This is a genomic window from uncultured Paraglaciecola sp., from assembly GCF_963977085.1.
In the GTDB taxonomy this organism is placed as follows: Bacteria; Pseudomonadota; Gammaproteobacteria; order Enterobacterales; family Alteromonadaceae; genus Paraglaciecola.
Map to the genome: position 1 here is coordinate 218,616 of NZ_CAXBNC010000005.1, position 24,721 is coordinate 243,336.

General features: G+C 40.5%; 21 protein-coding genes. 8 read left to right on the top strand and 13 right to left on the bottom strand.

Annotated features, from left to right (window positions below):
• Positions 1-96: 96 nt before the first annotated feature.
• From AAC000_RS08355 to pabB, 3 genes are all read right to left on the bottom strand, one after another.
• Positions 97-1,470, bottom strand: coding sequence for an L-serine ammonia-lyase (locus tag AAC000_RS08355; protein ID WP_339721761.1), 1,374 nt, complete (start codon positions 1,468-1,470; stop codon positions 97-99).
• Positions 1,471-1,604: 134 nt separating this feature from the next.
• The gene (locus tag AAC000_RS08360) at positions 1,605-2,171 is read right to left on the bottom strand and encodes a CoA pyrophosphatase (RefSeq protein ID WP_339721763.1); all 567 of its coding nucleotides are present in this window, start codon (positions 2,169-2,171) and stop codon (positions 1,605-1,607) included.
• A gap of 6 nt (positions 2,172-2,177) precedes the next feature.
• Positions 2,178-3,611 (bottom strand): aminodeoxychorismate synthase component I, encoded by a 1,434-nt coding sequence (gene pabB / locus AAC000_RS08365; protein ID WP_339721765.1) that lies wholly within the window; start codon positions 3,609-3,611, stop codon positions 2,178-2,180.
• Between the two features lie 138 nt (positions 3,612-3,749).
• Here pabB and AAC000_RS08370 point away from each other — a divergent pair, with 138 nt between their 5' ends.
• Positions 3,750-5,267 carry a fumarate hydratase gene (locus tag AAC000_RS08370; protein ID WP_339721767.1) on the top strand — a complete coding sequence of 506 codons (1,518 nt, stop codon included), beginning with the start codon at positions 3,750-3,752 and terminating at the stop codon, positions 5,265-5,267.
• Positions 5,268-5,366: 99 nt separating this feature from the next.
• Positions 5,367-6,845 (top strand): DNA recombination protein RmuC, encoded by a 1,479-nt coding sequence (gene rmuC, locus AAC000_RS08375; protein ID WP_339721768.1) that lies wholly within the window; start codon positions 5,367-5,369, stop codon positions 6,843-6,845.
• Positions 6,846-7,056: 211 nt separating this feature from the next.
• Here the strand turns inward: rmuC and AAC000_RS08380 are convergent, their stop codons facing one another.
• Together AAC000_RS08380 and AAC000_RS08385 are read right to left on the bottom strand one after the other, a co-directional pair.
• Positions 7,057-7,452: a DUF3718 domain-containing protein gene (locus AAC000_RS08380; RefSeq protein WP_339721769.1), complete on the bottom strand. Its 396-nt coding sequence runs from the start codon at positions 7,450-7,452 to the stop codon at positions 7,057-7,059.
• A gap of 787 nt (positions 7,453-8,239) precedes the next feature.
• Positions 8,240-8,839 (bottom strand): pseudouridine synthase, encoded by a 600-nt coding sequence (locus AAC000_RS08385; RefSeq protein WP_339721770.1) that lies wholly within the window; start codon positions 8,837-8,839, stop codon positions 8,240-8,242.
• A 288-nt stretch (positions 8,840-9,127) separates the two neighbouring features.
• Between AAC000_RS08385 and AAC000_RS08390 the strand changes: the two genes are divergently transcribed.
• Positions 9,128-11,356 (top strand): NADP-dependent isocitrate dehydrogenase, encoded by a 2,229-nt coding sequence (locus AAC000_RS08390; RefSeq protein ID WP_339721771.1) that lies wholly within the window; start codon positions 9,128-9,130, stop codon positions 11,354-11,356.
• A 106-nt stretch (positions 11,357-11,462) separates the two neighbouring features.
• On the opposite strand, the gene cspD is transcribed toward AAC000_RS08390, so the two are convergent.
• Positions 11,463-11,681 (bottom strand): cold shock domain-containing protein CspD, encoded by a 219-nt coding sequence (gene cspD / locus AAC000_RS08395; RefSeq protein WP_339721772.1) that lies wholly within the window; start codon positions 11,679-11,681, stop codon positions 11,463-11,465.
• A gap of 231 nt (positions 11,682-11,912) precedes the next feature.
• On the opposite strand from cspD, the gene clpS reads away from it, so the two are divergent.
• Positions 11,913-12,233, top strand: a complete 321-nt coding sequence (gene clpS, locus AAC000_RS08400; RefSeq protein ID WP_339721774.1) for an ATP-dependent Clp protease adapter ClpS — start codon at positions 11,913-11,915, stop codon at positions 12,231-12,233.
• 57 nt (positions 12,234-12,290) lie between these two features.
• Complete coding sequence (gene clpA / locus AAC000_RS08405; RefSeq protein ID WP_339721776.1) at positions 12,291-14,567, top strand: ATP-dependent Clp protease ATP-binding subunit ClpA; 2,277 nt, start codon at positions 12,291-12,293, stop codon at positions 14,565-14,567.
• 127 nt (positions 14,568-14,694) lie between these two features.
• Here the strand turns inward: clpA and infA are convergent, their stop codons facing one another.
• From infA to trxB, 4 genes are all read right to left on the bottom strand, one after another.
• Entirely contained in the window at positions 14,695-14,913 is a 219-nt protein-coding gene (gene infA, locus AAC000_RS08410) for a translation initiation factor IF-1 (RefSeq protein ID WP_007618153.1), read from the bottom strand.
• An 84-nt stretch (positions 14,914-14,997) separates the two neighbouring features.
• Positions 14,998-15,696: an arginyltransferase gene (locus AAC000_RS08415; protein ID WP_339721883.1), complete on the bottom strand. Its 699-nt coding sequence runs from the start codon at positions 15,694-15,696 to the stop codon at positions 14,998-15,000.
• Positions 15,697-15,706: 10 nt separating this feature from the next.
• On the bottom strand, positions 15,707-16,420 hold the full coding sequence (aat, locus tag AAC000_RS08420) for a leucyl/phenylalanyl-tRNA--protein transferase (protein WP_339721781.1): 714 nt from the start codon (positions 16,418-16,420) through the stop codon (positions 15,707-15,709).
• A gap of 89 nt (positions 16,421-16,509) precedes the next feature.
• Positions 16,510-17,463: a thioredoxin-disulfide reductase gene (gene trxB, locus AAC000_RS08425; RefSeq protein WP_339721782.1), complete on the bottom strand. Its 954-nt coding sequence runs from the start codon at positions 17,461-17,463 to the stop codon at positions 16,510-16,512.
• 346 nt (positions 17,464-17,809) lie between these two features.
• Here trxB and yfbV point away from each other — a divergent pair, with 346 nt between their 5' ends.
• On the top strand, positions 17,810-18,256 hold the full coding sequence (yfbV, locus tag AAC000_RS08430; RefSeq protein ID WP_339721784.1) for a terminus macrodomain insulation protein YfbV: 447 nt from the start codon (positions 17,810-17,812) through the stop codon (positions 18,254-18,256).
• 312 nt (positions 18,257-18,568) lie between these two features.
• Here yfbV and AAC000_RS08435 read toward each other — a convergent pair whose 3' ends face one another.
• Together AAC000_RS08435 and AAC000_RS08440 are read right to left on the bottom strand one after the other, a co-directional pair.
• Positions 18,569-19,330: an arginine deiminase family protein gene (locus tag AAC000_RS08435; protein WP_339721785.1), complete on the bottom strand. Its 762-nt coding sequence runs from the start codon at positions 19,328-19,330 to the stop codon at positions 18,569-18,571.
• 193 nt (positions 19,331-19,523) lie between these two features.
• Entirely contained in the window at positions 19,524-20,009 is a 486-nt protein-coding gene (locus AAC000_RS08440; RefSeq protein ID WP_339721786.1) for a SprT family zinc-dependent metalloprotease, read from the bottom strand.
• Between the two features lie 85 nt (positions 20,010-20,094).
• Between AAC000_RS08440 and AAC000_RS08445 the strand changes: the two genes are divergently transcribed.
• Complete coding sequence (locus tag AAC000_RS08445; RefSeq protein WP_339721787.1) at positions 20,095-20,586, top strand: acyl-CoA thioesterase; 492 nt, start codon at positions 20,095-20,097, stop codon at positions 20,584-20,586.
• A gap of 87 nt (positions 20,587-20,673) precedes the next feature.
• Here AAC000_RS08445 and sppA read toward each other — a convergent pair whose 3' ends face one another.
• Entirely contained in the window at positions 20,674-22,533 is a 1,860-nt protein-coding gene (gene sppA / locus AAC000_RS08450; protein ID WP_339721788.1) for a signal peptide peptidase SppA, read from the bottom strand.
• A gap of 159 nt (positions 22,534-22,692) precedes the next feature.
• Here sppA and AAC000_RS08455 point away from each other — a divergent pair, with 159 nt between their 5' ends.
• Positions 22,693-24,720 carry an NADPH-dependent 2,4-dienoyl-CoA reductase gene (locus tag AAC000_RS08455; RefSeq protein WP_339721789.1) on the top strand — a complete coding sequence of 676 codons (2,028 nt, stop codon included), beginning with the start codon at positions 22,693-22,695 and terminating at the stop codon, positions 24,718-24,720.
• The last annotated feature ends 1 nt before the right edge of the window (position 24,721 follow it).

A 24,721-nucleotide genomic window follows, 5' to 3' on the forward strand; every position in this document is an offset into this window, starting at 1 on the left:
TAACATTCTGTTCCTCTGCGTAGCGAAGCGCTCGGCGCCCGACGCTCTGTGTTCTTTGTGGTGGAATATCTTTTTGCTCGTAGCGTTAATCTTCCCTCAACACTCAATAATATTTACTGCTAAACCGCCCCTGGCGGTTTCTTTGTACTTAGACTTCATATCGTTGCCCGTTTCCCACATGGTTTTGATTACTTTGTCTAAAGAAACCTTGTGTTGCCCTGTGCCCCGTAAAGCCAGTCGTGAGGCATTAATTGCCTTAATCGCCCCCATAGCATTGCGTTCAATACAAGGTACTTGCACCAGTCCACCTACTGGGTCGCAGGTTAACCCTAAATTATGCTCCATACCTATTTCAGCAGCATTTTCAACTGCATCTACTGACCCTCCAACTATTTCGGTTAGCGCGCCTGCGGCCATTGAACATGCTACGCCCACTTCACCTTGGCAGCCTACTTCGGCGCCAGAAATAGAAGCATTCTTTTTATATAAAATACCAATAGCCGCTGCGGTTAATAAATATCGACTGACTGTGTCTTCGTCTACTGGCTTCACAAATTTATCGTAATAACATAACACCGCGGGAATAATGCCAGCTGCGCCATTCGTTGGCGCCGTGACCACAGTGCCGCCGCCAGCGTTTTCTTCGTTGACTGCCAAAGCAAATAAATTAACCCAATCCATGGCGACCATAGGATCGGCATTTTTTTCGTTTTGTAAGCGGTTATATAAGCCCGGAGCACGGCGCATGACCTTTAAACCACCGGGTAAAATCCCTTCACTTTGAATGCCTGTTTGCACACTTTTGTACATCACTTGCCATATGTGCCAGAGTTTTTTGATTATTTGTTCTTTAGGTTGAAAAACTTGTTCGTTTTTCATCATGATTGAGCTAATACGCATCCCTTGCTCGTTACACAATTCTAGTAATTGTTTAGCGCTGGAAAAATTAAAAGGAACAGCTTGTTCCTCGTGAATAAGTGCGGCAACCTTTCGATCTGCAAAATCTTGCTCGCGAATAATAAATCCGCCTCCAATTGAAAAATAGGTTTGTGAGGTAAGCACCGTGTTATTTTTCATTGCGTGTAAAGTCATGCCATTTGGATGCTGACTGAGGGATTTGCGACGATGAAAAATAATGGCGTTTTGATCAGGAAATTTGATTAACTTTTTAGCATCCAAATTAAGATGTTGTGAGTTTTTTACTTGTTCGAGTAGTCCATCAACTAAGGAACTATCGATTGATTCAGGGGCATAACCCAATAAACCCAAAATGACAGCTTTACCTGTACCGTGACCTTTACCGGTTTGTCCCAAGGAGCCAAACAGCTCTACTTGAACCTCATCGGTAGTATCGAAAAAACCTTGCTCTGATAATTCCCCACAAAACGCCTTGGCTGCCCGCATTGGACCAACAGTATGCGAGCTTGAGGGGCCAATACCTATACTGAACATATCAAAAACACTGATCATTTTGTACGATCCACCACAATATTCAAAAAGTAATTGTGCTAGTTAATTTCAGCGAGAACAATAGCTAAGGTGTTTAGGGCAAAGTGTACAGTGTAAAGATTGCTGTATACTTTTAAGTTGATCTGATGAGTCGTCTAAAAATGATTCGACAAATTGCGCACAAAAGCCGCCGTGGCACCCCAAATGTTGTGTTCTTTCCATGGGATAAAATAAATTGGAAACTGCCCATTATTACGTTTTACCCAATGAATTAAATGATTATTTTGATCCAATAGATAACTTAAAGGCACTTCGAAGGTACTGTCTACTTCATTTTTATCTAATGTTAATTGGGTTGGTGCAGAGATAAAACCCACATAAGGCAGCACTTCATAACGACTCACGGTGCGATACAAAGGCAAGTTACCAATAATCTCTACTTTGTTAGGTGGTAAACCGACTTCTTCGTGGGTTTCACGCAAAGCCGTTTCCACTAAAGAGTTGTCTGTTAGTTCTTGTTTGCCGCCAGGAAAACTTATTTGACCAGCATGATGTTTTAGGTGAGTTGCTCTGACTGTAAACAGCACAGTCAATTCGTTAGTGTATTCTAATATTGGTAATAATACTGCCGCAGGTTTACCAGGTGTTCTCAGAGGAAAGTCAGCCTCACTATTGACCTGCTTAGCATGATGAAAACGGGTGATAAATTGTGCTTTATCCATCAGTCTTCATCCGTGTTGCTTCAATATTGGCGCGTGAGTCAATACAGGTAATATTTTAGAGACTTTATCCAAGCATTCCTGATATTCATCTTTAGCGTTAGAGTCGAGTACTATGCCGCCGCCTGCCCAGCAATGAATAGTTGGCTGCTGATGTGTACGTTCGCACAATAAAGTACGTATACAAATATTGGTGTCCATATCGCCAAACACCCCTAGATACCCAATACTGCCACAGTAGATATTGCGGTTGTTGGGCTCTAACTCGTCGATAATTTGCATCGCGCGAATTTTAGGGGCGCCGGTAATAGAACCGCCAGGAAAGGCACCTTGTAACAAATCCATAGGACTACTGCTTGTTTTTAGTTTGCCGGTGACAGTGCTTACAAGATGGTGGACCGCAGCAAAACTTTCCAACTTAAATAAATCAGGCACATTAACACTGCCAGGTTGGCAATGTTTGCTTAGGTCGTTACGCAATAAATCAACTATCATCAAGTTTTCTGCCTGATCTTTCTCTGAGCTTAGTAATGAAGTAATTTGCTGTCTATCTTGTTTAGTATTTTTACAACGAGGTCTAGTGCCTTTAATAGGTTTGGTTTGCACCATACGATCTTTTACAGATAAAAAGCGTTCAGGTGAAATACTCATTACCACACCCTCTTTGAGGCGGATAAATGCCGAGAAGGGCGCCTGATTTGCCACTCGTAAGTCTTGGTAAGCTTGCCATTCGTCACCCATGTAATGAGCTGAAAAACGTTGCGCTAAGTTTATTTGGTAACAATCACCAGCCTTTAAGTAAGCCAAAACCCTAGACAGTTTTTGAGTGTATTGACCTTGACTCATATTAGCTTGCCATTGACTGGTTAAATTAAACGCAGAGATTGCCTGCTCACTTCCACTTAATTTCTGAATATCCTTAATAGATGGGTGACGATAGTGCTCTAAATAGCATAGATAAAATTGCTGATTATGATTGTCTTTAATAAGGCTCCACCCATAAATGCCAACAGCCATGTCGGGTGTAGAATATTCATCAGCATTTTTATTTGGCAAACGTTCAAATCGTTTACCTAAATCATAACCAAACAAACCTAGCGCTCCTACCAGAAAGGGTAAATTAATCTTGTCTGTAACATTAACTTGGTCCTTTGGCATGTATTGGTCTAGTAGACTTTGCACTAAGGTTAAAGGGTTGAGGTTACTTTCTTGGCTTTGATTGGTTTCTTGCTGCCACACATGGCTAGTACTGCCTTTAGTGGTAATAGTGGCTATAGGATCGGCTACCATTATGTCAAATCGGCCGTCCTTGTGCTGGCTGTTAGCTGAGTCTAAAAACATCGCCCAAGGTTTATCAGCAAAGTGGGAAAAGATGTCTGCCATTGCATAGTGACTTGGTAAATTAAGGGGACTGACCCTTAATGGGTAAGTATGGTTGTTCATGGTGACTACTTCTATGTACCTTTAAATTGAGCTGATGGATGACTAACTAGTGCTGCCGAATTGTCGTGGAGCAATTTTCGTGTTCAGGTTATCATATCTAACAGTAAAAACTTAACCCAGAAAATTTAAGAGGCAACTATGGCAGTTATCCGTCAGCAAGATTTTATAGATAGTATTGAAGAGTCTTTGCAGTTTATTTCCTATTATCATCCCCTCGATTACATTAAAGCTGTCGAAAAAGCGTACAACAAGGAACAAAGTCAGGCGGCAAAAGATGCCATGGCACAGATTCTGATCAATTCGCGTATGTCTGCTGAAGGGAAGCGACCACTGTGTCAAGACACGGGTATAGTGACCTGTTTTGTGAAAATTGGTATGGCCGTGCAATGGGATAAAACCGATTTAACTGTGCAACAAATGGTTGATGAAGGTACGCGTCGTGCTTACTTGAATCCGGATAATCCTTTAAGAGCATCAATTGTTGCGGACCCAGCTGGAAAAAGAGTCAACACTAAAGACAACACCCCTGCAGTAGTGCATATAGATACTGTGCCAGGTGGCGAGATTGAAATCATGATTGCAGCCAAAGGTGGCGGCTCTGAAAACAAATCCAAAATGGTAATGTTAAACCCCAGTGATGACATAGCTGATTGGGTGGTTAAAACCTTACCTACTATGGGAGCCGGTTGGTGTCCACCTGGGATGTTGGGCATAGGTATAGGTGGAACTGCTGAAAAAGCCGCGGTTTTAGCCAAAGAAAGTTTAATGGACCCAGTTGATATACAAGAATTGATGGACAGGGGGGCAGAAACAACAGAAGAAAAATTACGTTTAGATATATTTAAAAAAGTGAATGATTTAGGTATTGGGGCACAGGGATTAGGCGGGTTAACCACAGTTGTGGATATCAAGATTAAATCTATGCCAACTCATGCTGCCTCTAAACCTGTGGCGATGATCCCGAATTGTGCAGCGACTCGTCATGCACATTTTCATTTAGACGGTTCTGGACCGGCGGAATTTACCCCTCCTAAATTGGAAGATTGGCCAAAAGTAACCTGGGAAGTAGGTGAGGGCACTCGTCGAGTAGATTTAAACACTGTAACTAAAGAAGACATCCAAGACTGGAAAGTAGGTGAAACGGTATTGTTGTCTGGTAAAATGTTGACTGGACGGGATGCTGCGCACAAACGTATTCAAACCATGTTAGACAATGGCGAAGGTTTACCAGAGGGTGTGGATTTTGATAATAAATTTATTTATTACGTTGGCCCAGTAGACGCTGTTGGTGATGAAGCTGTGGGGCCTGCGGGACCCACTACGGCGACACGTATGGACAAGTTTACAGACATGATGTTAGAACAAACCGGCATCAGTGGCATGATTGGTAAAGCCGAACGAGGCCCAGCAACAGTAGAAAGTATTGCTAAACACAAGTCTGTGTATTTAATGGCCGTGGGCGGTGCCGCATATTTAGTGTCTAAAGCGATTAAAAAAGCGCGAGTCGTGGCGTTTGAAGATTTAGGTATGGAAGCTATCTATGAATTTGATGTAGTGGATATGCCCGTTACTGTTGCAGTAGACAGCACTGGAGCCAATGCCCATGAAACAGGTCCGGCTATTTGGAAAATCAAAATAGCTGAAATGGAAAAATAAACATCTAATCATAAATTGAGGCGGTAAATTACAGTGATAATTTACCGCCTTTTTTATTCGCAGGTGCCTTAGATAACAAAAAGAGTAGAACACACCATTATGAGTCAATTTAACGACCCTATATTATTATCTATTTTTATCGGTTTATTTTTATTAGGAGGCTTACTCGGGGGCTTAATTGCTGCCATTAGAGCCAGTCAAAGTGCCCAGAAAACCATTGCGCAAAATAATTTACTGGCAACTCAACAAGAAACCCAATTAAGAGATCAACTTGCTCAACAAGATTTGACTATAAAAACCTTCACTTCTGAGCAACGCACTGCCCAACAAGAACAAATGCTCACCCAAAATAAATTGGGCCAATTGACACAAAGAGTACAAAGGATTGCTGAGTTAGAAATAGAGAAAAACTACTGGCAGCAACAACATCAACAAAGTAATAAGCAAGCCAGTGAATTGCGCACCCAATTGGAGTCACAATCAGCACGTTTTGAACAAGAACAAATTGCCAGTCAGGATAAATTGCAGTTGCTTGAAGCCGCCGAAAAGCGGTTACAAGAGCAGTTCGAGAATCTCGCCAACAAAATTTTTGAACAGAAACAAGAAAAATTTAGCCAATCCAGTAAAGCTGGTTTGGACTCGATTTTATTACCGTTAAAAGAGCAGATTGAGGGCTTCAAAAAACAAGTTACAGATCAATATGTCAAGGAAGGACAGGAACGAGCCTCCCTTAAAACTGAAATTTTAGGCTTAAAAGAGCTGAATCAGCAAATTACTCACGATGCGGCCGCTTTAACGAAAGCCTTAAAAGGTGACAATAAAGCCCAAGGGAATTGGGGGGAAGTGGTATTAGAAAGAGTGTTGAAAGAATCTGGCTTACGAGAGGGGCACGAGTTTGAAACCCAAGTCGCATTAAAAAATGAACATGGCAAAAGTTACCAGCCAGATGTGGTAGTGCATTTACCTAACGACAAAGACATAGTGATTGACTCTAAAGTGTCTCTCGCAGCTTACGAACGCTATTTTAATGAGCATGATGATGAGTTAGCACGCGGTGTGCACTTAAAAGAACATGTAAATTCCTTGCGCAACCATATAAGAGAATTGGGTAGAAAAGATTATCAAGACTTAAAAGGCATTCGCACTTTAGATTATGTGCTGATGTTTATTCCTATAGAGTCAGCTTTTTTACTTGCTGCTGACCAAGCGCCAGAATTAATGAAATTGGCTTTTGATAATAATATTATGTTGGTAAGTCCCACTAACTTACTGGTGGCTCTGCGAACTATCAATAACATTTGGCAATACGAATATCAGAATCAAAACGCTCAGAAAATTGCTGATAACGCCGCGAAACTATATGACAAGTTCCACGGATTTATGGTGGATATGGATAAAATAGGAAAAGCCATAGATTCGAGTCAGAAAAGTTATGAGGGCGCTATGAACAAATTATCTTCAGGTAAAGGTAATCTTGTTAGACAAGTAGAGCAGTTCCGGAAACTAGGTGTTCAAAGCAATAAAAAATTAGATGGTAATTTACTGGATAATGCTGAAGTCGAAGATGAGCAAAATTAGTAAAAGGCTATGCAACAGTGAGTTGAATAAGATAAAAGATTAACGCAATGAAACGCTGTTCTTTGTGATTTATATTTTATTTGTCTTCACGCAAAAAAAACGGCCTCAAAAGAGGCCATTTTTAAAAAGGTGAGCAGGATAAGCTACTCACCTACCATGTTGAACGTGTCGCTGGCCGAAGCCAAGTTCGTTCTAGAACAATTCTTTGCGCTTAAATCCTGTCGTTCAGTGCAGCAACGATAGGTGATGCTTCTAAACCATTCTCAGAAGCCCAAGCTAATACAGTTTTGCCGTCTTTTTCTGGTGAGCTTAAGTCACCTTTAGGCATTTTTTTCACCATCAATGTACCTGTTTCAACAGCGTTATTTAACATGGCTGTGCGAATAAGGCTGTTACCGCCACAAGATACACCGGTGTAATAATCTTTCAGTTTTAATCTAAAATCAGACTGAACACGTTTCATTTTTTTACGTAGTTCGCCTTTGTCATCTGCTTTAACGATAGTACAGATATTTTGTAAAGCTTCGCCTACATCAGCTTGTGCGTTACCCGCAGTGAATAAAGAGATAGTAGCGATAGCGATAGAAGTTTTAACTATTTTCAACATGGTTAAGTTCCTCGTGGTTAAGTTTATTTTGCAGCCTTGCTGCGTTTCGATAGAGCTATTAAAACCTATCTAAATTGATTAAAAAATCTGCGGGGTGATACTTGGGTATGGCAAGTTATAACTATTGGTGATTCAAACTCAAGGAAAGCAATACCCTATTGAGAGCAAGAGCAGCGGATTAGAGTTATTAAAATCTAAACTCTATGATCTCGCAGATTAGTTTACGTAACCTACAAGAGCCCAACCTAGCATGCAGATGGATCCTTTATTAATGTAAGAGTCGTTTTGCTCTGCTTTCAACTCAGCGTTGTAGGTATCAACATCGCTCCTAACCCAATTAGGCTTTAATGCGAAAGGATTGGTTGTGTTATACCTTTGCCTACCATTATGACTGCATTTGCCCTTACTTAATCAACGTTAGTGCCGCGAGAGGGCGTAAAATCGGAATATTTACGGTCTGCATCAGTCATGTTTTTGTCCATCATTGAAGTCGAGCTAGCCGAGAATGTTGTCGCCCCGGTATAGGCCCAAGTAAAGTGGCAGGATGCCACTTCATTATTGAAATTCAGCCCTTTTTCCACTGAGTAATCAGACCTACAAATTCAGATGATTTATAGCCACAGAAAGCGGAAGGGGTTCCATGTCCCCAAGACTCTAGAGACCTGAGTCCAGTGATTATCGATGCTTAGACCGCAACCTTTTGCACTGTACACTTATAACTGTTGGCCAAGACTTTTGCACGGGGGCGTGGTCATCTTCGCTTTATCTGCCTTGAACTAGAGGTTTTTCAGACCTCCACATATTCTCCGTTTGCAATGCCATCAATTGTCCAATTTCCTACGCTATAGCGAATTAAGCGCAAAGTAGGAAACCCGATATGCGCGGTCATTCGCCGAACTTGGCGATTTCTGCCTTCAGAAATAGTAATAGCTAACCAACTAGTCGGCTTGTTTTGCCGAAAACGCACAGCAGGGTTGCGATCCCATAGGATTGGTTGTTCGATTAATTCAATTTTGGCTGGTTGAGTCATGCCATCTTTTAAATTCACGCCTGACCGTAACTGTTCTAAATCCTGAGTCTGAGGAATTCCTTCTACTTGCACCCAGTAAGTTTTGGTTGTTTTAAATTTCGGCGAGGCAAGTTTGTTTTGTAATTTTCCGTCGTTGGTTAATACCAATAAACCTTCGCTGTCTTTGTCTAAGCGACCCGCTGCATATACCTCTGGGATGGGAATAAAATCTTTAAGGGTTTGTCGACCTTGTTTATCGGTAAATTGGGTTAATACATTAAAAGGCTTATTAAACAAAACAACACGTCTTTTAGAAGAGGGCGCAGTAGCTGCTTTAGAGGTTTTATTTTTGAGTCGTGAATAAGGCTTATTTGGCATATTGAGTTACTGAGTAAGTCCGTAAATTGATTGATTACTAGTCATAAATTAGCTCAAAGTGTGATTAACAGAATATAATATGCAAGCAAAACTTGAAGTTAATTAAATCGCCCATATATTATTTACTGACTGTCTTGGCGCTGTCTGTTTATAATAGGGCAAGATTAGACATTTTTTTAATTCGGTACAAAACATCAATCCACAGTGTCACTACCTAGTGACTTTGCGAGTTTTTTAAACCCGTGAATGATGGATCCTCGGTGTTTTGCCATTAACATGAGGCTTATAATGACGATTTCCAAGTCAAAGATTATCTACACTAAAACGGACGAAGCGCCGGCACTTGCTACATATTCACTGCTTCCTATTATTCGGAGCTTTACTTCAAGCGCTGGAATTGAAGTGGAATTGAGTGATATTTCGTTAGCCGCACGTATCTTATCAGTATTCGGCGATCTTCTTCCAGCTGAGCAACAAGTTCCTGATGCTTTAGCTGAGTTAGGGGCTTTGACTCAAGAAGCATCAACTAACATTATTAAACTGCCCAACGTGAGTGCCTCTATTCCCCAGTTGAAAGCAGCCATTAAAGAATTAAACAGCAAAGGTTTTGCTTTGCCTGAGTTTCCTGAAGATCCTGAAACTGAAGCAGAAAAAGAAATTCTTGCTCGTTACGGTAAAGTGCTAGGTAGCGCTGTAAATCCAGTCTTACGTGAAGGTAACTCTGACCGCCGCGCACCTGTTGCAGTCAAAAATTATGCTAAGCGTCACCCACATTCAATGGGGGCATGGAGTCAAGCTTCTCAAACTCACGTAGCACATATGCGTAAAGGTGATTTTTACTCTGGCGAAAAGTCAGTTACTGTTTCCAAAGCAGGATATGTAAATATTGAATTCACTGATAAATCGGGCAAGGTCACTGTATTAAAGCCAAAAATAGATTTGTTAGCTGGCGAAGTGATTGATGGCATGTGCATGAGCAAAAAAGCATTATGTGAATTTTTTGAAGAACAAATTGAAGATGCCAAAAATACCGGCGTGTTATTTTCGTTGCACGTAAAAGCCACAATGATGAAAGTGTCACATCCAATCGTTTTTGGCCATTGTGTTAAAGTTTTTTATAAAAAATTGTTTGATAAATACCAAACCTTGTTTGACGAATTAGGAGTTAATCCAAATAACGGTTTAGGTAGTGTTTACGACAAAATTTCAACCTTACCTCAGTCTCAAAGAGCTGAAATTGAGCACGACATCAATGCTTGTTACGCTGACCGTCCTCCTATTGCTATGGTGAATTCAGATAAAGGTATTTCCAATCTTCATGTGCCTAGTGACGTAATCGTTGATGCATCTATGCCGGCGATGATTAGAAGTTCTGGGCAAATGTGGGGGCCAGATGGCAAGTTGCACGATACCAAAGCTGTTATCCCTGAAAGTACTTATGCCACTATTTACCAAGAAACCATCAACTTCTGTAAGACTCATGGAGCCTTTGACCCAACCACTATGGGTACTGTGCCTAATGTAGGATTGATGGCGCAGAAAGCTGAAGAATATGGTTCTCACGATAAAACCTTCGAGATGACAGGTGACGGTAAAGTTCAGGTTGTAGATCAAGATGGTACGGTTCTAATCGAACATGCTGTTGAAGAAGGTGATATCTGGAGAATGTGCCAAGCAAAAGATGCACCTATCCGTGATTGGGTTAAGTTAGCTGTTAATCGAGCGCGTCAGTCAGGAATGCCAACAGTATTTTGGTTGGATGACGAGAGAGCTCACGATGCGCAAATGATTTTAAAAGTGAACGAATATCTTAAAGAACACGATACTGAAGGCTTAGATATTTCTATTATGTCTCCGGTTCGTGCTATTCGTTACACTATGGAAAGGGCGATACGAGGCCTAGATACTATCTCAGTTACAGGTAACGTTTTACGTGATTACCTAACAGATTTGTTTCCAATTCTAGAGTTAGGAACAAGCGCCAAGATGTTGTCGATTGTACCTCTAATGGCCGGTGGCGGATTGTTCGAAACTGGTGCTGGTGGCTCTGCACCTAAACACGTTCAGCAATTTGTTGAAGAAGGGCACTTACGATGGGATTCACTTGGTGAATTCTTAGCCTTAGCGGTTTCTCTCGAAGATTTAGCCATTAAGACTGATAACAATAAAGCAAAAGCCTTGGCGACTGCTTTAGATCAAGCGACAGAGAAACTCTTAACTGAAGGCAAATCACCTTTACGTAAAGCGGGTCAGTTAGACAATAGAGGTAGTCACTTCTATTTAGCTATGTACTGGGCAGAAGCGTTAGCTAATCAAACAAGTGATCAAGACTTAGCTGCCAAATTTAAACCTTTGTTTGATTCATTATCAGCAAATGAAAGTAAGATTATGGCTGAAATTGATGGGACTCAAGGTAAAGCAGTCGACATTGGTGGTTATTACTACCCAGACGATGCCTTATTAACTCAAGCAATGTGCCCGAGTAATACATTGAACGGTTTATTGGCCGCTAGTTAATTGTTGCGCCCCTATATAGGGGCGATGCCTAAGAGCAAAACCAATAGCAACAAAAAAGCAGACTTAATGTCTGCTTTTTTATATTTCAGATAACTATTTAACTATCTTATCTTTCAGGCTCTCCATTGAAATCAATATTCTCTGCGTGCAATCCCTTAGGACCTTGCTGCACTTCATATTTGACTTCTTGGCCTGCTTTGAGAGAGCGATAACCCTCCATCTGTATTGTTGAATAATGGGCGAAGATATCCTCACCACCATCATCGGGTACAATGAAGCCAAAACCTTTTGCATTATTGAACCATTTTACTTTGCCGACTGCCATACTTCTGCTTCCTTTTAATCCCTTGAACTTATACAACTTTGCCCCCACACTAATGTTAAGGCAAGACGTGTTAACTACACTATACAACCGTCAAATTAAAATGTAGGTTTTTTAACCTGTTTTTGTCAAGGTGAATTTGATATTTCGTTAAAATTATAAGATTGCTGTAACATGGGTAATCGTTGCAATTACTGAAATTATCTTAAAATATTTGGGCTAAATAAGTGAATTATGAGTAAAGATAATATTATCGATATTGAGCGTCAGAAAGACATTGATGCGGTAAAGAAAAAAGCTACGCCACCACCCATGTATAAAGTGTTATTGAATAATGATGATTACACACCAATGGATTTTGTGATTGATGTACTCATGCGATTTTTTAATTTAAATGGTGAAAAGGCGCAGCAAATTATGCTCACAGTGCACTATCATGGTAGGGCTGTTTGTGGCATATATACTGCAGAGATTGCAGAAACCAAGGTTATGCAAGTGAGTCGCTATGCAAAAGAACACCAACATCCACTCATGTGTACCATGGAGCAAGCGTGATGATTGGATTGAGAAAAGTACAATCTTCGAATAGGCTAGTAGTCAGAGGGCATTCTTATGTTAAATAAAGATCTAGAGCAGACGCTAAATGAAGCGTTCATTTTTGCCAGAGAGCATCGTCATGAGTTTATGACCGTTGAGCATCTTCTTCTTGCCTTACTTGATAATAATGCAGCGAAAGATGCGTTAAAGGCCTGTGGTGCCAATATTGAGTCAATAAAACAAGAACTGACTGATTTTGTAAAAGATACCACCCCATTATTGTTGGACGAGCAGGGTAACGAAAGAGAAACACAGCCGACTCTTGGTTTTCAACGTGTTCTGCAACGTGCAGTGTTTCACGTCCAGTCATCAGGAAAAGAGGAAGTGACAGGCGCCAATGTATTGGTCGCCATTTTCAGTGAGCAAGAATCCCAAGCAGTTTATATTTTAAAGAAATCTGATGTGACCCGTTTAGATGTAGTCAATTATATCTCACATGGTGTATCCAAAATTGATGATGATTCACCTACTCACAGTGAGAGCGAAGGTGAAAGCAGCGAGCAAGAAGAAGCTGAGTCTATGTTGGATAAATATTCCACTAACCTCAACCAAAGTGCTAAAGATGGCAAAATTGATCCGCTTATCGGCCGAGAAAGCGAATTAGAACGTAGTATTCAAATATTATGTCGTCGCCGCAAAAATAACCCCTTGTTGGTAGGTGAAGCCGGAGTAGGCAAAACAGCTATCGCCGAAGGTTTAGCGTATCGCATAGTAAATAATGAAGTGCCAGAGGTCATTGCCGAGGCCACTGTTTATTCATTGGACATGGGCGCCTTGTTAGCAGGCACTAAATATCGAGGCGACTTTGAAAAACGCCTCAAAGGTATTTTAAAAGAGTTAGCAGAATGTCCTGACGCTATTTTGTTTATCGATGAAATTCACACTATTATTGGTGCAGGTGCTGCTTCAGGCGGAGTGATGGATGCGTCGAACTTGCTTAAACCCAAATTAAGCAGTGGCGAATTGCGCTGTATGGGATCAACGACTTACCAAGAATACCAAGGTATTTTTGAAAAAGACCGTGCATTAGCTCGTCGCTTCCAAAAAGTGGACGTTATTGAACCTACTGTTAGCGACACCACTAAAATTTTGATGGGCTTAAAGTCTCGTTACGAAGCCCACCATAGCGTGCGTTTTACCCATAAAGCTATACGTGCAGCAGCAGAGTTATCGGCTAAATATATCAATGAACGTCATTTACCCGATAAGGCAATTGATGTGATTGATGAAGCAGGAGCTAGCCAACGGTTGTTGCCTGTGTCTAAGCGTAAGAAAACCATAGGTGTGACAGATATTGAACATATCATTGCTAAGATTGCTCGTATCCCTGAAAAATCGGTGTCAGCATCTGATAAACAAGTCTTGAAGCATTTAGACCGTGATTTGAAGTTAGTGGTATTTGGTCAAGATAAAGCCATTGATACCTTAACAGATGCGATTCGTTTGTCTCGCTCAGGTTTGGGGAATGAGACGAAACCTATTGGTAATTTCTTATTTGCAGGTCCTACTGGTGTAGGTAAAACCGAAGTGACGGCTCAGCTTGCTAAAGTAATGGGGGTAGAGTTATTACGTTTTGATATGTCTGAATATATGGAGCGTCATGCGGTGAGCCGTTTAATTGGAGCTCCTCCAGGCTATGTAGGTTTCGATCAAGGAGGATTATTAACCGACGCTGTTATTAAAAATCCGTATTCAGTGATCTTGTTAGATGAAGTAGAAAAAGCGCATAGTGATATCTACAACATATTGTTACAAGTGATGGACCATGGCACCTTAACGGACAATAACGGCCGTAAAGTAGACTTTAGAAACGTAGTCTTAGTGATGACTACTAACGCTGGTGTGCAGGAAACTATTCGTACGTCTATAGGGTTTAAACAGCAAGATCATAGCCATGATGCTATGTCTGAAATTAAGAAAATTTTCACACCTGAATTCAGAAACAGATTAGATGCAATTGTTTGGTTTAACCACCTTGATAGAGACGTTATATTGCAAGTAGTGGATAAATTTATCGTTGAATTACAAGTGCAGCTTGACAACAAAGGTGTGTCACTAGAAGTCAGCACCCAAGCCCGTGATTGGTTAGGTGATAAAGGGTATGACAAAAATATGGGGGCACGTCCAATGGCTCGTGTTATTCAACAGCATGTTAAGAAAGAATTAGCCCACGAGTTATTATTTGGACGTTTGACTCAGGGTGGCAGTGTTAAAATAGCATTGAAAAATGATGCGTTAAGTTTTGAGTTTTTCTCTGATAGTAAAGAAAAGCCAGAAGCACTCAATAGTTAACTTATTTGGTGAGTAACGCGTAAATAAAAAAACCGATATTTTTCAATATCGGTTTTTTTGTATCTATAAAACTTTAACTTGAGCTTGAAGAACTCGCTCACTAGCTCAAAAGTAAAATTATGGTCTATTATCTTGCGCGATAGATGATACGACCTTTAGAAAGGTCATAGGGCGTAAGTTCTACAGTTACCTTGTCGCCAGTTAAAATACGAATATAGTTTTTACGCATCTTGCCTGAAATATGGGCAGTAACAACATGACCATTTTCCAATTCAACACGAAACATAGTATTTGGAAGGGTATCCAACACAGTGCCTTCCATTTCAATACAATCTTCTTTCGCCATCTAACTCTGTTACCTCTAATCAATAAAATAAGTGTCTAAAAATGCCGCGCAGATTTTGCCCAATAAGGGGCCGAGTGTAAAGCTTTACCCTGCTTTTTTTGTAATTAGTTGCCATTTATCGTCAAAAAAGCGCTCATGGGGTAAAAAATTCTGTTTATAGCTCATTTTTTGACAGGTATCTATTTGATAGCCCAAATATAAGAAAGGTTTATTAAGGGACTTAGCCAGTTCGATTTGTTGCAAAATTGCAAAGCTTCCTAGGGAGCGTTGTTGCTCTTCTGGCTTAAAAAAAGTGTATAACGCTGACAGCGAAGTAATTAGGTTATCGGTAACTGCTACGCCGATAAGTTCGTTTTTTTCAATTATTTCAATAAACAAAGCATTTTTCCAAGGACTTAAAATAAATCCTTGGTATTGTTCAATTGTTGCTGGGTACATGCTGCCGTCATCATGACGTTGGTTAATGTAGGACTCATACAAGGGATAATACTCTGGCTTGTCACTGTTACTGATACGTATCGTCAGGTCTTGATTACGCTTCATGATGCGCTTCTGACTCTTTGAAGGTGTAAACAGGTTAACAGGCAAACGAATAGACTCACAGGCGTTACACGAACCGCAATGAGGGCGATACACTTGTGTGCCACTGCGCCTAAACCCTGCAGCAATTAAAAAGTCATATTCACGCATAGTGGGCTGAGTGTCGCTCATGAAAACTAATAGCTGCTCATCTTGCTCAGGTAAGTAGCTACAAGTAAATGCTGGGGTAATGCCAAATTTCATGCCCATAAGTTTATAACAGCTTCTCCAGGGTTATCGTTTGAGGTAGCCAAACGGTTTTATCAAATGATTGTTTGTTTTGTTCAGCTAACATAGTTAAAAATTGGGTTCTAGGTACTTCAATACAGCCTAAACTGGCTAGATGCGGATTTTGCATTTGACAGTCAATAAATTCTGCCCCTTGTGATTTAAGTAATTCAACTAAATACAGCATGGCTAATTTAGAAGCATTGGTGGCGCTATGAAACATTGATTCGCCGCAAAATACTTTGCCTACTACTATACCGTAAAGACCACCCACTAAACTATTTTCGCGCCATACCTCGACAGAGTGAGCATGACCAAGTTGGTGCAGGTTTTTGTAGGCGTTTATCATGTCTACTGTTATCCAAGTGCCAGAATCATCTCTAGGAATGGTTGCGCAAGCATCAATAACCCGGTCAAAAGCGTTGTTGAGGGTGATGCGATAGTTGCAGTTACGGGCAAATTTTTTCAGACTTTTACTACAGTTGAAGTTTTCTAAAGGCAAAATACCTCTCGGATTGGGTGACCACCACATAATAGGTTCATTTTGACTAAACCATGGAAATATTCCAGACGAATAGGCTAAAAGTAAACGCTTCGCACTCAAGTCGCCAGCAAATGCCAATAACCCATTAGGTTCGGTTAGAGCCATGTCGACAGGGGGGAATACAAGTTGATGGTCGAGTTTTGTCAGGGTAAGCATGGGGATATCGTTGTTGTTTGTTATACCAAGAGTGAATAAAAAAAGACCTCATGTCGAGGCCTTTATATGCAAATACTTAATTGAAGTGATTACTCTTGAGCGTCCAAGAATTTCTCAGCATCTAATGCTGCCATACAGCCTGTACCGGCTGAAGTTATGGCTTGACGGTAGATATGATCGCTTACATCACCTGCTGCGAACACACCTTCAACACTGGTTTGTGTGGCATTACCCTCGGTGCCGCTTTGCACTTTGATATAGCCGTCTTTCATTTCCAATTCACCTTCAAAGATCCCAGTATTAGGTTGATGGCCAATTGCAATAAATACACCCATCAAATCAAGGTCTTCTGTTGCATCAGATTGCGTATCTTTGATACGCACGCCAGTCACGCCCATATCATCACCCAAAACCTCGTCTAATTGACGGTCTAAATGTAAAACGACGTTACCATTTTTGGCTTTTTCTAATAAACGGTCAGCCAGTATTTTTTCACTTCGGAATGAATCACGTCTATGAATAACGTGTACTTCAGATGCAATGTTCGATAAGTATAAGGCTTCTTCAACAGCGGTATTACCACCACCTACCACTGCTACTTTTTGGTTGCGATAGAAGAATCCATCACAAGTTGCACAGGCTGATACACCTTTGCCCATAAACGCAGTTTCAGATTCCATACCCAAATACTTAGCTGAAGCACCAGTACAAATAATTAAGGCATCACAAGTATAAGTACCTTGATCGCCAATTAAAGTAAAAGGCCGCTTAGATAAATCAGTTTTGTTAATATGATCAAAAATAATTTCAGTATCGAACTTCTCAGCATGTTTTTGCATGCGAACCATTAAATCAGGACCCGTTAATCCTTCTGGGTCGCCTGGCCAGTTTTCTACTTCAGTAGTAGTGGTTAATTGCCCACCTTGCTGAATACCTGTTAACAATACTGGGTTTAAATTTGCCCTTGCAGCATATACTGCAGCAGCGTATCCAGCTGGGCCAGAGCCCAAAATTAGCAGTTTAACGTGTCTTGTTTCAGACATTTAACTCTCCAAATATTTTCTTTAAGTACCATTTGAATGGCACAACTTTTATTTACTTTATTCTGGCTAGACATGTGGGCATGTCTAGCAGTTTCAATATCCAAAGTTTAACTAAATTGGTCATTGGTTACTTTTTACTGCATGGCTTATTTGTTATAGCTAGGGCGAGTAGATCCAACCCACTGCATGCTCTCTTGCTATGTTAACGAATATCACTTATGAATTATAATGACATTTGAATAATTCTTTAGGTATCGATTGTTGATTTTATATAACTTTAGGGTGTTAGCTTAAATAATACTTAGCCGCTAGAATAGGGTTGAACGTAATTTTTGGAGTAATTAAGTTGCCACAAACTTTTACATCAATGGTGAAAGATGGTCAGCAATATATGCAAACTTGGCCTATGCAACATCAATTGTATGGCGTGTTTCCCGAGTGCCGTGTTATTGCGGCAACGAAGTTTTCAATAAAAGTCATGCCAGCGTTGGCAGTGTTGACTGTGACCGCATTAATTAATTTTCAGGGTATTGAAAGGCTGCCTCAAGCTTTGGCGATAGGAGTGCTGTTTTTATCCTTACCTGTGCAAGGATTGTTGTGGTTAGGTCATCGTTCGAATCAGTTGTTGCCACCCTCTTTAAAAAGTTGGTATTTAGATATCCATCATAAAATGCAGATGCAAGGTTGCGCACTGCAATCACCCAAAGCCAAGCCTGAATATAAAGAGCTTGCGAGATTATTAAAAACCGCTTTTGATGAATTAGACAAAGCGTTCACTAAACGTTGGTTTTAGATAACATAAGTTAACAAGAGACTATGGCGTCAGTAGCTAATTTAAAGCCTTTGGTGCTTCCCACATTACTCCATCTCTCAGCATCGAATTTAAGATGGCCTCCAATCGCTGATATTAGCCTTGGGTTTTATCACCTATTTATAACGGTGTTAATGAGCACCCAGAATTTGCGCCAACTGAGCAAGAATTTTGGGATGAAACATTTCTTAATCCAATCCTAAGCTGATTTTTTAACCTCGTTAAACGTTACAAGGAAGCCGGCATGCGACTGGTATTTCAATGGGACTATTGTTGCTCCAAGGCTCGCCGTTTTTAAAAGCGCAGAGACAAGCAACTTAAGCCTCCATCTAATTTCTGAAATTCAGACATGGCGACTTCTCGGGTTTTATAGCCTAACTGTTTGATTGCATTTAGTGCTTTGGGAAAACCTTTTGGGACTAACACAGTGCCATTTATCCACACACTGTTGGCGGCATAGTCTTCTTCTTTATCAATTTGAATACGATTAAAACTTTTGAAATCTGGGTGTGAGTGCATTTCACCGAAAGTCAGCAAGTTATTATCTTCTAAATAGCTCAAGCCCGTTTTTAAGTGCAATAATTCTGACATTTCCACCATAGAGCCAGTCAAATTGTATTTGCCTAATATCGCAATGAGTTCAGCAGCACCCTTAGGGTCTGTGCGTTCTGACAATCCAATACAAAAATGATTGTCTACCATCATAATGTCGCCCGCTTCTACGTGGCCGTTTGAGTTAATCCGTTCAATTTTTGGATAAAATAACTTAATGGCCTCTTCTATGTGTTGCACTTCTCCTCTGCGACTTTCGGCTCCGGGTGAAGTGAGAATGGCACATTGGGGTGTAAGCAAAGCCACATCTTCAACAAAACATGAGGCAGGGTAGTCTTCAAGGGCAGGCAATTCAGTGACCTGCAAGCCACACTCTTGTAGCGCATTGATGTAATCCTGATGTTGTTCACAGGCTATATCAAAATTAGGCAATCCCAAATTAGCTTGGGTTAGCCCTTTTAATATCGACCGGCAGGGTGTGCGCACTAATGCTTTTGTAAACATTTTTGCTCCTAATTTATTGATATATGTCCCATGCACCTATGATAACAGCATTGAAAACCTGCTAGTTAAAATGGCATAGGCCAATTGGCTAGGCTAAATATCTTTGCCATTGCAGTATTATACTTCCCAATACCTTGGTTACTTATCGACATCTATTTTGAGCAGGACATTTAAGCGTGGTTATTCATCTTTCTCATTCGCCTAGAGTCAGTGCAGTACTGCACTTACGACAAATATACTGTTGTTGACCTCTGATTACTTTATTGTGTCTCCTTACACTCAGTTTCACAATTCCACAATGACAGCGGTAGTTAAATTGTTGTCCAGCCACTTTAGATACATCCATCTGATGGTAGGTTTGTCCTTTTACGTTATACAGTTTCAGCATCAATCCTTGCCATTCTTTTCCATGTGGGCGTACTTTTCCAAAGAGTTGATAGGCTAATAAATGACAAACTTCATGAGGTACCACTTCTTTTAAAAATGCGTCAAGATTGTCTGCAAGTAAAACGGGATTAAAATGTAATTCATTTTTTTGCAGTCGCGCGCACCCAGCAATTTTTCCTCTTTGATTAAAATTAATCTTAGGCAAGGTAAAGTGTTTTTCAAAGTAAAAGGAAGCATGGCGAATACATTGTTCTACTTTTTGAATCACTAATTGTTGGGAGTTGAATGACAAAAATGTTCTACAAATAAGAAGAGTTACTGACAATAGAATCATTTTAACTAATAATCACTTAAAGCCAATCCTTTTGAGTATATCAATGCAAGATCAACAATTACGTCGTTCCTTAGACTTTCGATTTTTAGCCGAACCAACGGATGTTAATTTTGGTGGCAAAGTACACGGCGGTATCGTGATGAAATGGATGGATCAAGCCGGTTATGCATGCGCTGCTCAGTGGAGCGCCCATTATTGTGTGACGGTATCTATTGGTGGCATCCGCTTTATTCGCCCAATCTTAGTGGGGCAGATGGTGACGCTTACTGCAAAAATAGTACACACTGGGAAAACCAGTATGCATATTCATATTCGAATTGTCGCTGGGGATCCTAAACTAAATAAAATGGTTGAAACAGGTCATTGTATTATGGTTTTTGTGGCTAGCGATGAAGCTGGCTATCCAGTTGAAGTACCCACTTGGGAGCCTCAATCAAAGCAGGATTTTGCGTTAGAAAAATATGCAATTCAGGCTAAAGAGTCGGCACAAAGCTTAGATAAAGAATTATTAGAAGCGTTAAGCGCAGACAACTAAAAGGTTAGTGATGGTGTTAGTGATGAAACACTAAAATGTCCCAACCATGATGGCCATGATTGGAACATTATTATTTAGATGCCTAGCTTACAACTCACAAGCTAAACAGTAGGCGTAAACACCTTTAGGATCATTCAGTTTTGATACTGCTTCTATGTCTGCTGTGAGTTCTTTAACAAAACCTAAAATAGTATTGGATTTTTCAACTTCGAACGCACCTTTAAATGATACTGAAGCGCTTTGGAATAATTCTTTCCAAAACAACTCATTCTTAGACAAGGTTCTTTGAATATATTGGGTATCGTATGTATCTAGGTTGGCTAAATCAGCTGCCGCTTTTACACCATCTTGTAAATAACCTAGTTCATCTACTAAACCTAATTCTAACGCAGTATCACCAATCCATACACGTCCTTGCGCTATCTGATCAACTTGCTCTTTACTCATGTCGCGTTTATTAGCAACCAGTGAGATAAATTGATCATAGCCATGTTCTATGCCTCTTTGCATGATGGCAGCGACTTTGGGGTTAAGGGTTTTAGTGATACCCATTCCAGCGAATTCGGTTGTACCTACACCATCGGTATGAACACCTAAATAATCCAAGGTGTTTTCAAAGGTTAAAAACATTCCGAATATACCAATCGAACCTGTGATTGTGCTGGGTGCAGCCAGTATCTTGTCGGCCCCAGCAGAAATCCAGTAACCGCCAGATGCTGCATAAGTGCTCATTACCGCTACCACTGGTTTGCCAACAGCCTGCAAGTTTTCAACTTCCTGACGAATGATTTCAGAAGCGAAAGCACTGCCACCTGGAGAGTCTACATATAACACTACAGATTTTACATTCTTGTCATATCTGGCTTTGCGCAACAACTGTGCCGTGCTGTCTCCGCCAATTTGACCGGGTTTTTGGGTGCCGTTTAATATGGTGCCTTTAGCAACAACAATAGCGACTTTATCTAAGTTGTTAGCAAGATTAGGTAGGACAGGCTTGATAATATTCAGGTAATTTTTGTAGCTAATAGCGTTAAATCCCATACCTTTTTCGTCTTTACCTACTACAGCAACCACTTCTTGCAGTGCTTGCTCACGAGTTTTAAGTGCATCAACCCAACCAAAGTCCAATGCGTATTGCGCAAAGTCACCTCCTGATTGTTCAAACTTTTCCAAGAAAACATCGAGTTCTTCATCAAAATGATTAACATCTAACCCACGAGCTTGTGCAACACTGCTTTTGTATTGAGTCCACATAGCGGTTAACCAAGCTTTGTTTGCTTCTTTTGCCGCGTCTGACATATCGTCACGAATGTAAGGCTCAACGGCTGATTTATAGGTGCCAACTTTGAATACATGTGTTTCTGCTTTAAGTTTTTCAATTGCTGATTTGAAATACATGCCGAAACGACCGTAACCTTCAAACATCATAAACCCCATAGGGTTGAGGTAGAGATGATCAGCACGGCTAGCGAGGTAATATTGGTTTTGGCTAAAATAATCGCCAATTGCATAGATGGGTTTTTCACTGTCTTTAAAGTCTTCTAAAGCCACCGCAATTTGTTCTAACTTGTCTAAACCAGCATTGCCTAGTCCGTGTAAGTCTAAAACTAAGGCTTTAATTCGACGGTCTTGTTTAGCATTTTCGATAGTCAGCAATACATCTTGAAGCAATATTTCGGGGTTATCATCTTCTTGCTCAAAGGCTTCTTGCATAAATTCGGTAAAAGGATCAACTCCTTCTTTTTCTATCACCACATTGCCCACTAACTTCAGCACTAAGGCTGAATTACTGGGTACTGTGATTTTATTATTGTCCTTTAAGAAAACTGAAATAAAGGCTAGAAAAATAACAATGAAAATGATGTTTAAGAATAATTTACGACTAAAATTAAGGGCGTTCCATAAACCAATAAACAACGACTTCGTCCAACTTGTTCCTGAAGACATAATAGGTATATACACTCGTTACAAAATATTAAGGGATCCTATCTAAAAAAGCGCCTTGTGAACAATTTCAAATGTAATTCTTTGTAACTTTTTCATCTAAAGACAAAAATAGTACGATAGACTGCTTAAAGTCCAGAATAAAAAGGAAGCCAATTGAATATGACGGCAAACGCTTATTATCCACATTTATTTGAACCCCTAGATTTAGGTTTTACTGAATTACCTAATCGTGTCTTGATGGGCTCTATGCACCTTGGTTTGGAAGAAGAAAAACATGGACTAGAAAAACTAGCGGCTTTTTATGCGGAGCGTGCAGCAGGTGGTGTTGGACTTATAGTGACAGGTGGCGTCAGTCCCAATCGACAAGGATGGCTATTGCCTTTTGCTGCGCGAATGAGCAAGAAAAAACATGCCAAAGAGCATCAAGTTATTACTGAGGCTGTGCATCACCATCAAGGTAAAATTTGTCTGCAGATTCTACATGCAGGCCGCTATGGCTATCATCCTTTTGTAGTTGCACCCTCGGCCATCAAATCGCCAATCAACCCATTTAAACCTAAGGCTTTATCAAAAAGAGGGATTGTCAGTACCATTAACGACTATGCTAACTGCGCCTATATGGCCAAACAAGCGAGATACGATGGCGTAGAAATCATGGGCTCTGAAGGTTACTTTATTAACCAGTTTTTGTGCCCTCGTACCAACCAACGAGATGACGAGTGGGGCGGCAGTTTTGAAAATCGTTCGCGGATTGCAGTTGAAATTGTCAATGCAGTTAGGCAAAAAGTGGGTAGCGATTTTATCATCATATTTCGTTTATCTATGCTGGATTTAGTTGAAGGTGGCAGCAATTGGAATGAAGTTGTTGCCCTTGCAAAATTAATTGAAAGTTCTGGTGCTACTTTAATCAATACAGGTATTGGTTGGCATGAAGCCAGGGTTCCTACAATTGGCACTATGGTACCAAGAGGTGCATTTAGTTGGATCACTGAGCGTATGAAAAATGAGGTCAGTGTGCCGTTGATAGCGACCAATAGAATCAACACCCCAGAAATCGCTGAAAAAATACTGGCCAGTGGTCAGGCAGATATGGTTTCAATGGCTAGGCCCTTTTTGGCTGATGAAAACTTTGTACGTAAAGCACAGCAAGGGCGAGGAGACGAGATCAATACTTGTATTGCCTGTAACCAAGCTTGTTTGGACCATACTTTTAAACGTAAACGAGCCAGCTGTTTAGTGAATCCTCGCGCAGGATACGAAACTGAATTAAATTTCCCCTTAACCACACATAAGAAAAAAGTTGCTGTAGTCGGCGCAGGTCCCGCGGGTTTAGCCTTTAGCTGTTACGCCGCTGAACGAGGACATGAAATACATTTGTTCGAAAAAAGCAGCGAAATTGGCGGTCAGTTTAACTATGCCAAACGTATTCCTGGTAAAGAAGAGTTTTATGAAACCTTGCGATATTACAAAAAAAGGTTAGAGGTCACGGGGGTGCATTTACATTTAGACAGCCAGCAAAGTGTTGAGTCGTTAGCTGATGCCAAGTTTGAACAGGTAGTACTCGCAACAGGCATCAAACCGAGAGGTGTCAATATTGAAGGCATCCAGCATCCTAAAGTCTTGAATTATCTTGATGTGCTAAAAGACAATAAAGTGGTCGGCAAAAAGGTCGCAATTATAGGGGCAGGAGGGATAGGTTTTGATGTGGCAGAATTTTTAGTAGAAGAGCACTCTTTAACAACTCAGCCTGATCAATGGTTAAAAAGTTGGGGGATTGATAAAACATACAGCCAAGCAGGTGCATTAACAGAAGCTGATATTGAAGCGCCTGCCAGAGAGATTTTTTTATTGCAACGTAAAACTACTAAAGTGGGTAAAGGGCTAGGTAAAACAACAGGCTGGATCCATAGGTCGACGCTACAAAGAAAACAAGTGCAAATGATTGCAGGGGTTGATTATGTAAAAATTGACGACCAAGGCTTACATATTAGAGTGAATGACAAACCTCAAATATTAACAGTCGATAATATTATTTTATGTGCTGGTCAAGAACCACTTAGAGAGTTGCAAAAAGGCTTGGATGAGAAAAATATCACAACTCATTTAATTGGCGGCGCCGATGTGGCATCGGAACTTGACGCAAAAAGAGCAATCAGACAAGGTGCAGAATTGGCTGCAATTATTTAGT

What these genes read in the sequence shown, in the direction of transcription:
- cspD (WP_339721772.1), bottom strand. Translation starts at nt 11,681, where the DNA reads ATGGCAGTCGGCAAAGTAAAATGGTTCAATAATGCAAAAGGTTTTGGC.
- rmuC (WP_339721768.1), top strand. Translation starts at nt 5,367, where the DNA reads ATGAGTCAATTTAACGACCCTATATTATTATCTATTTTTATCGGTTTA.
- AAC000_RS08380 (WP_339721769.1), bottom strand. Translation starts at nt 7,452, where the DNA reads ATGTTGAAAATAGTTAAAACTTCTATCGCTATCGCTACTATCTCTTTA.
- AAC000_RS08370 (WP_339721767.1), top strand. Translation starts at nt 3,750, where the DNA reads ATGGCAGTTATCCGTCAGCAAGATTTTATAGATAGTATTGAAGAGTCT.
- AAC000_RS08435 (WP_339721785.1), bottom strand. Translation starts at nt 19,330, where the DNA reads ATGTTTACAAAAGCATTAGTGCGCACACCCTGCCGGTCGATATTAAAA.
- sppA (WP_339721788.1), bottom strand. Translation starts at nt 22,533, where the DNA reads ATGTCTTCAGGAACAAGTTGGACGAAGTCGTTGTTTATTGGTTTATGG.
- clpA (WP_339721776.1), top strand. Translation starts at nt 12,291, where the DNA reads ATGTTAAATAAAGATCTAGAGCAGACGCTAAATGAAGCGTTCATTTTT.
- AAC000_RS08385 (WP_339721770.1), bottom strand. Translation starts at nt 8,839, where the DNA reads ATGCCAAATAAGCCTTATTCACGACTCAAAAATAAAACCTCTAAAGCA.
- AAC000_RS08355 (WP_339721761.1), bottom strand. Translation starts at nt 1,470, where the DNA reads ATGATCAGTGTTTTTGATATGTTCAGTATAGGTATTGGCCCCTCAAGC.
- AAC000_RS08415 (WP_339721883.1), bottom strand. Translation starts at nt 15,696, where the DNA reads ATGAAATTTGGCATTACCCCAGCATTTACTTGTAGCTACTTACCTGAG.
- AAC000_RS08445 (WP_339721787.1), top strand. Translation starts at nt 20,095, where the DNA reads ATGCAAGATCAACAATTACGTCGTTCCTTAGACTTTCGATTTTTAGCC.
- AAC000_RS08390 (WP_339721771.1), top strand. Translation starts at nt 9,128, where the DNA reads ATGACGATTTCCAAGTCAAAGATTATCTACACTAAAACGGACGAAGCG.
- AAC000_RS08455 (WP_339721789.1), top strand. Translation starts at nt 22,693, where the DNA reads ATGACGGCAAACGCTTATTATCCACATTTATTTGAACCCCTAGATTTA.
- aat (WP_339721781.1), bottom strand. Translation starts at nt 16,420, where the DNA reads ATGCTTACCCTGACAAAACTCGACCATCAACTTGTATTCCCCCCTGTC.
- infA (WP_007618153.1), bottom strand. Translation starts at nt 14,913, where the DNA reads ATGGCGAAAGAAGATTGTATTGAAATGGAAGGCACTGTGTTGGATACC.
- pabB (WP_339721765.1), bottom strand. Translation starts at nt 3,611, where the DNA reads ATGAACAACCATACTTACCCATTAAGGGTCAGTCCCCTTAATTTACCA.
- clpS (WP_339721774.1), top strand. Translation starts at nt 11,913, where the DNA reads ATGAGTAAAGATAATATTATCGATATTGAGCGTCAGAAAGACATTGAT.
- trxB (WP_339721782.1), bottom strand. Translation starts at nt 17,463, where the DNA reads ATGTCTGAAACAAGACACGTTAAACTGCTAATTTTGGGCTCTGGCCCA.
- AAC000_RS08360 (WP_339721763.1), bottom strand. Translation starts at nt 2,171, where the DNA reads ATGGATAAAGCACAATTTATCACCCGTTTTCATCATGCTAAGCAGGTC.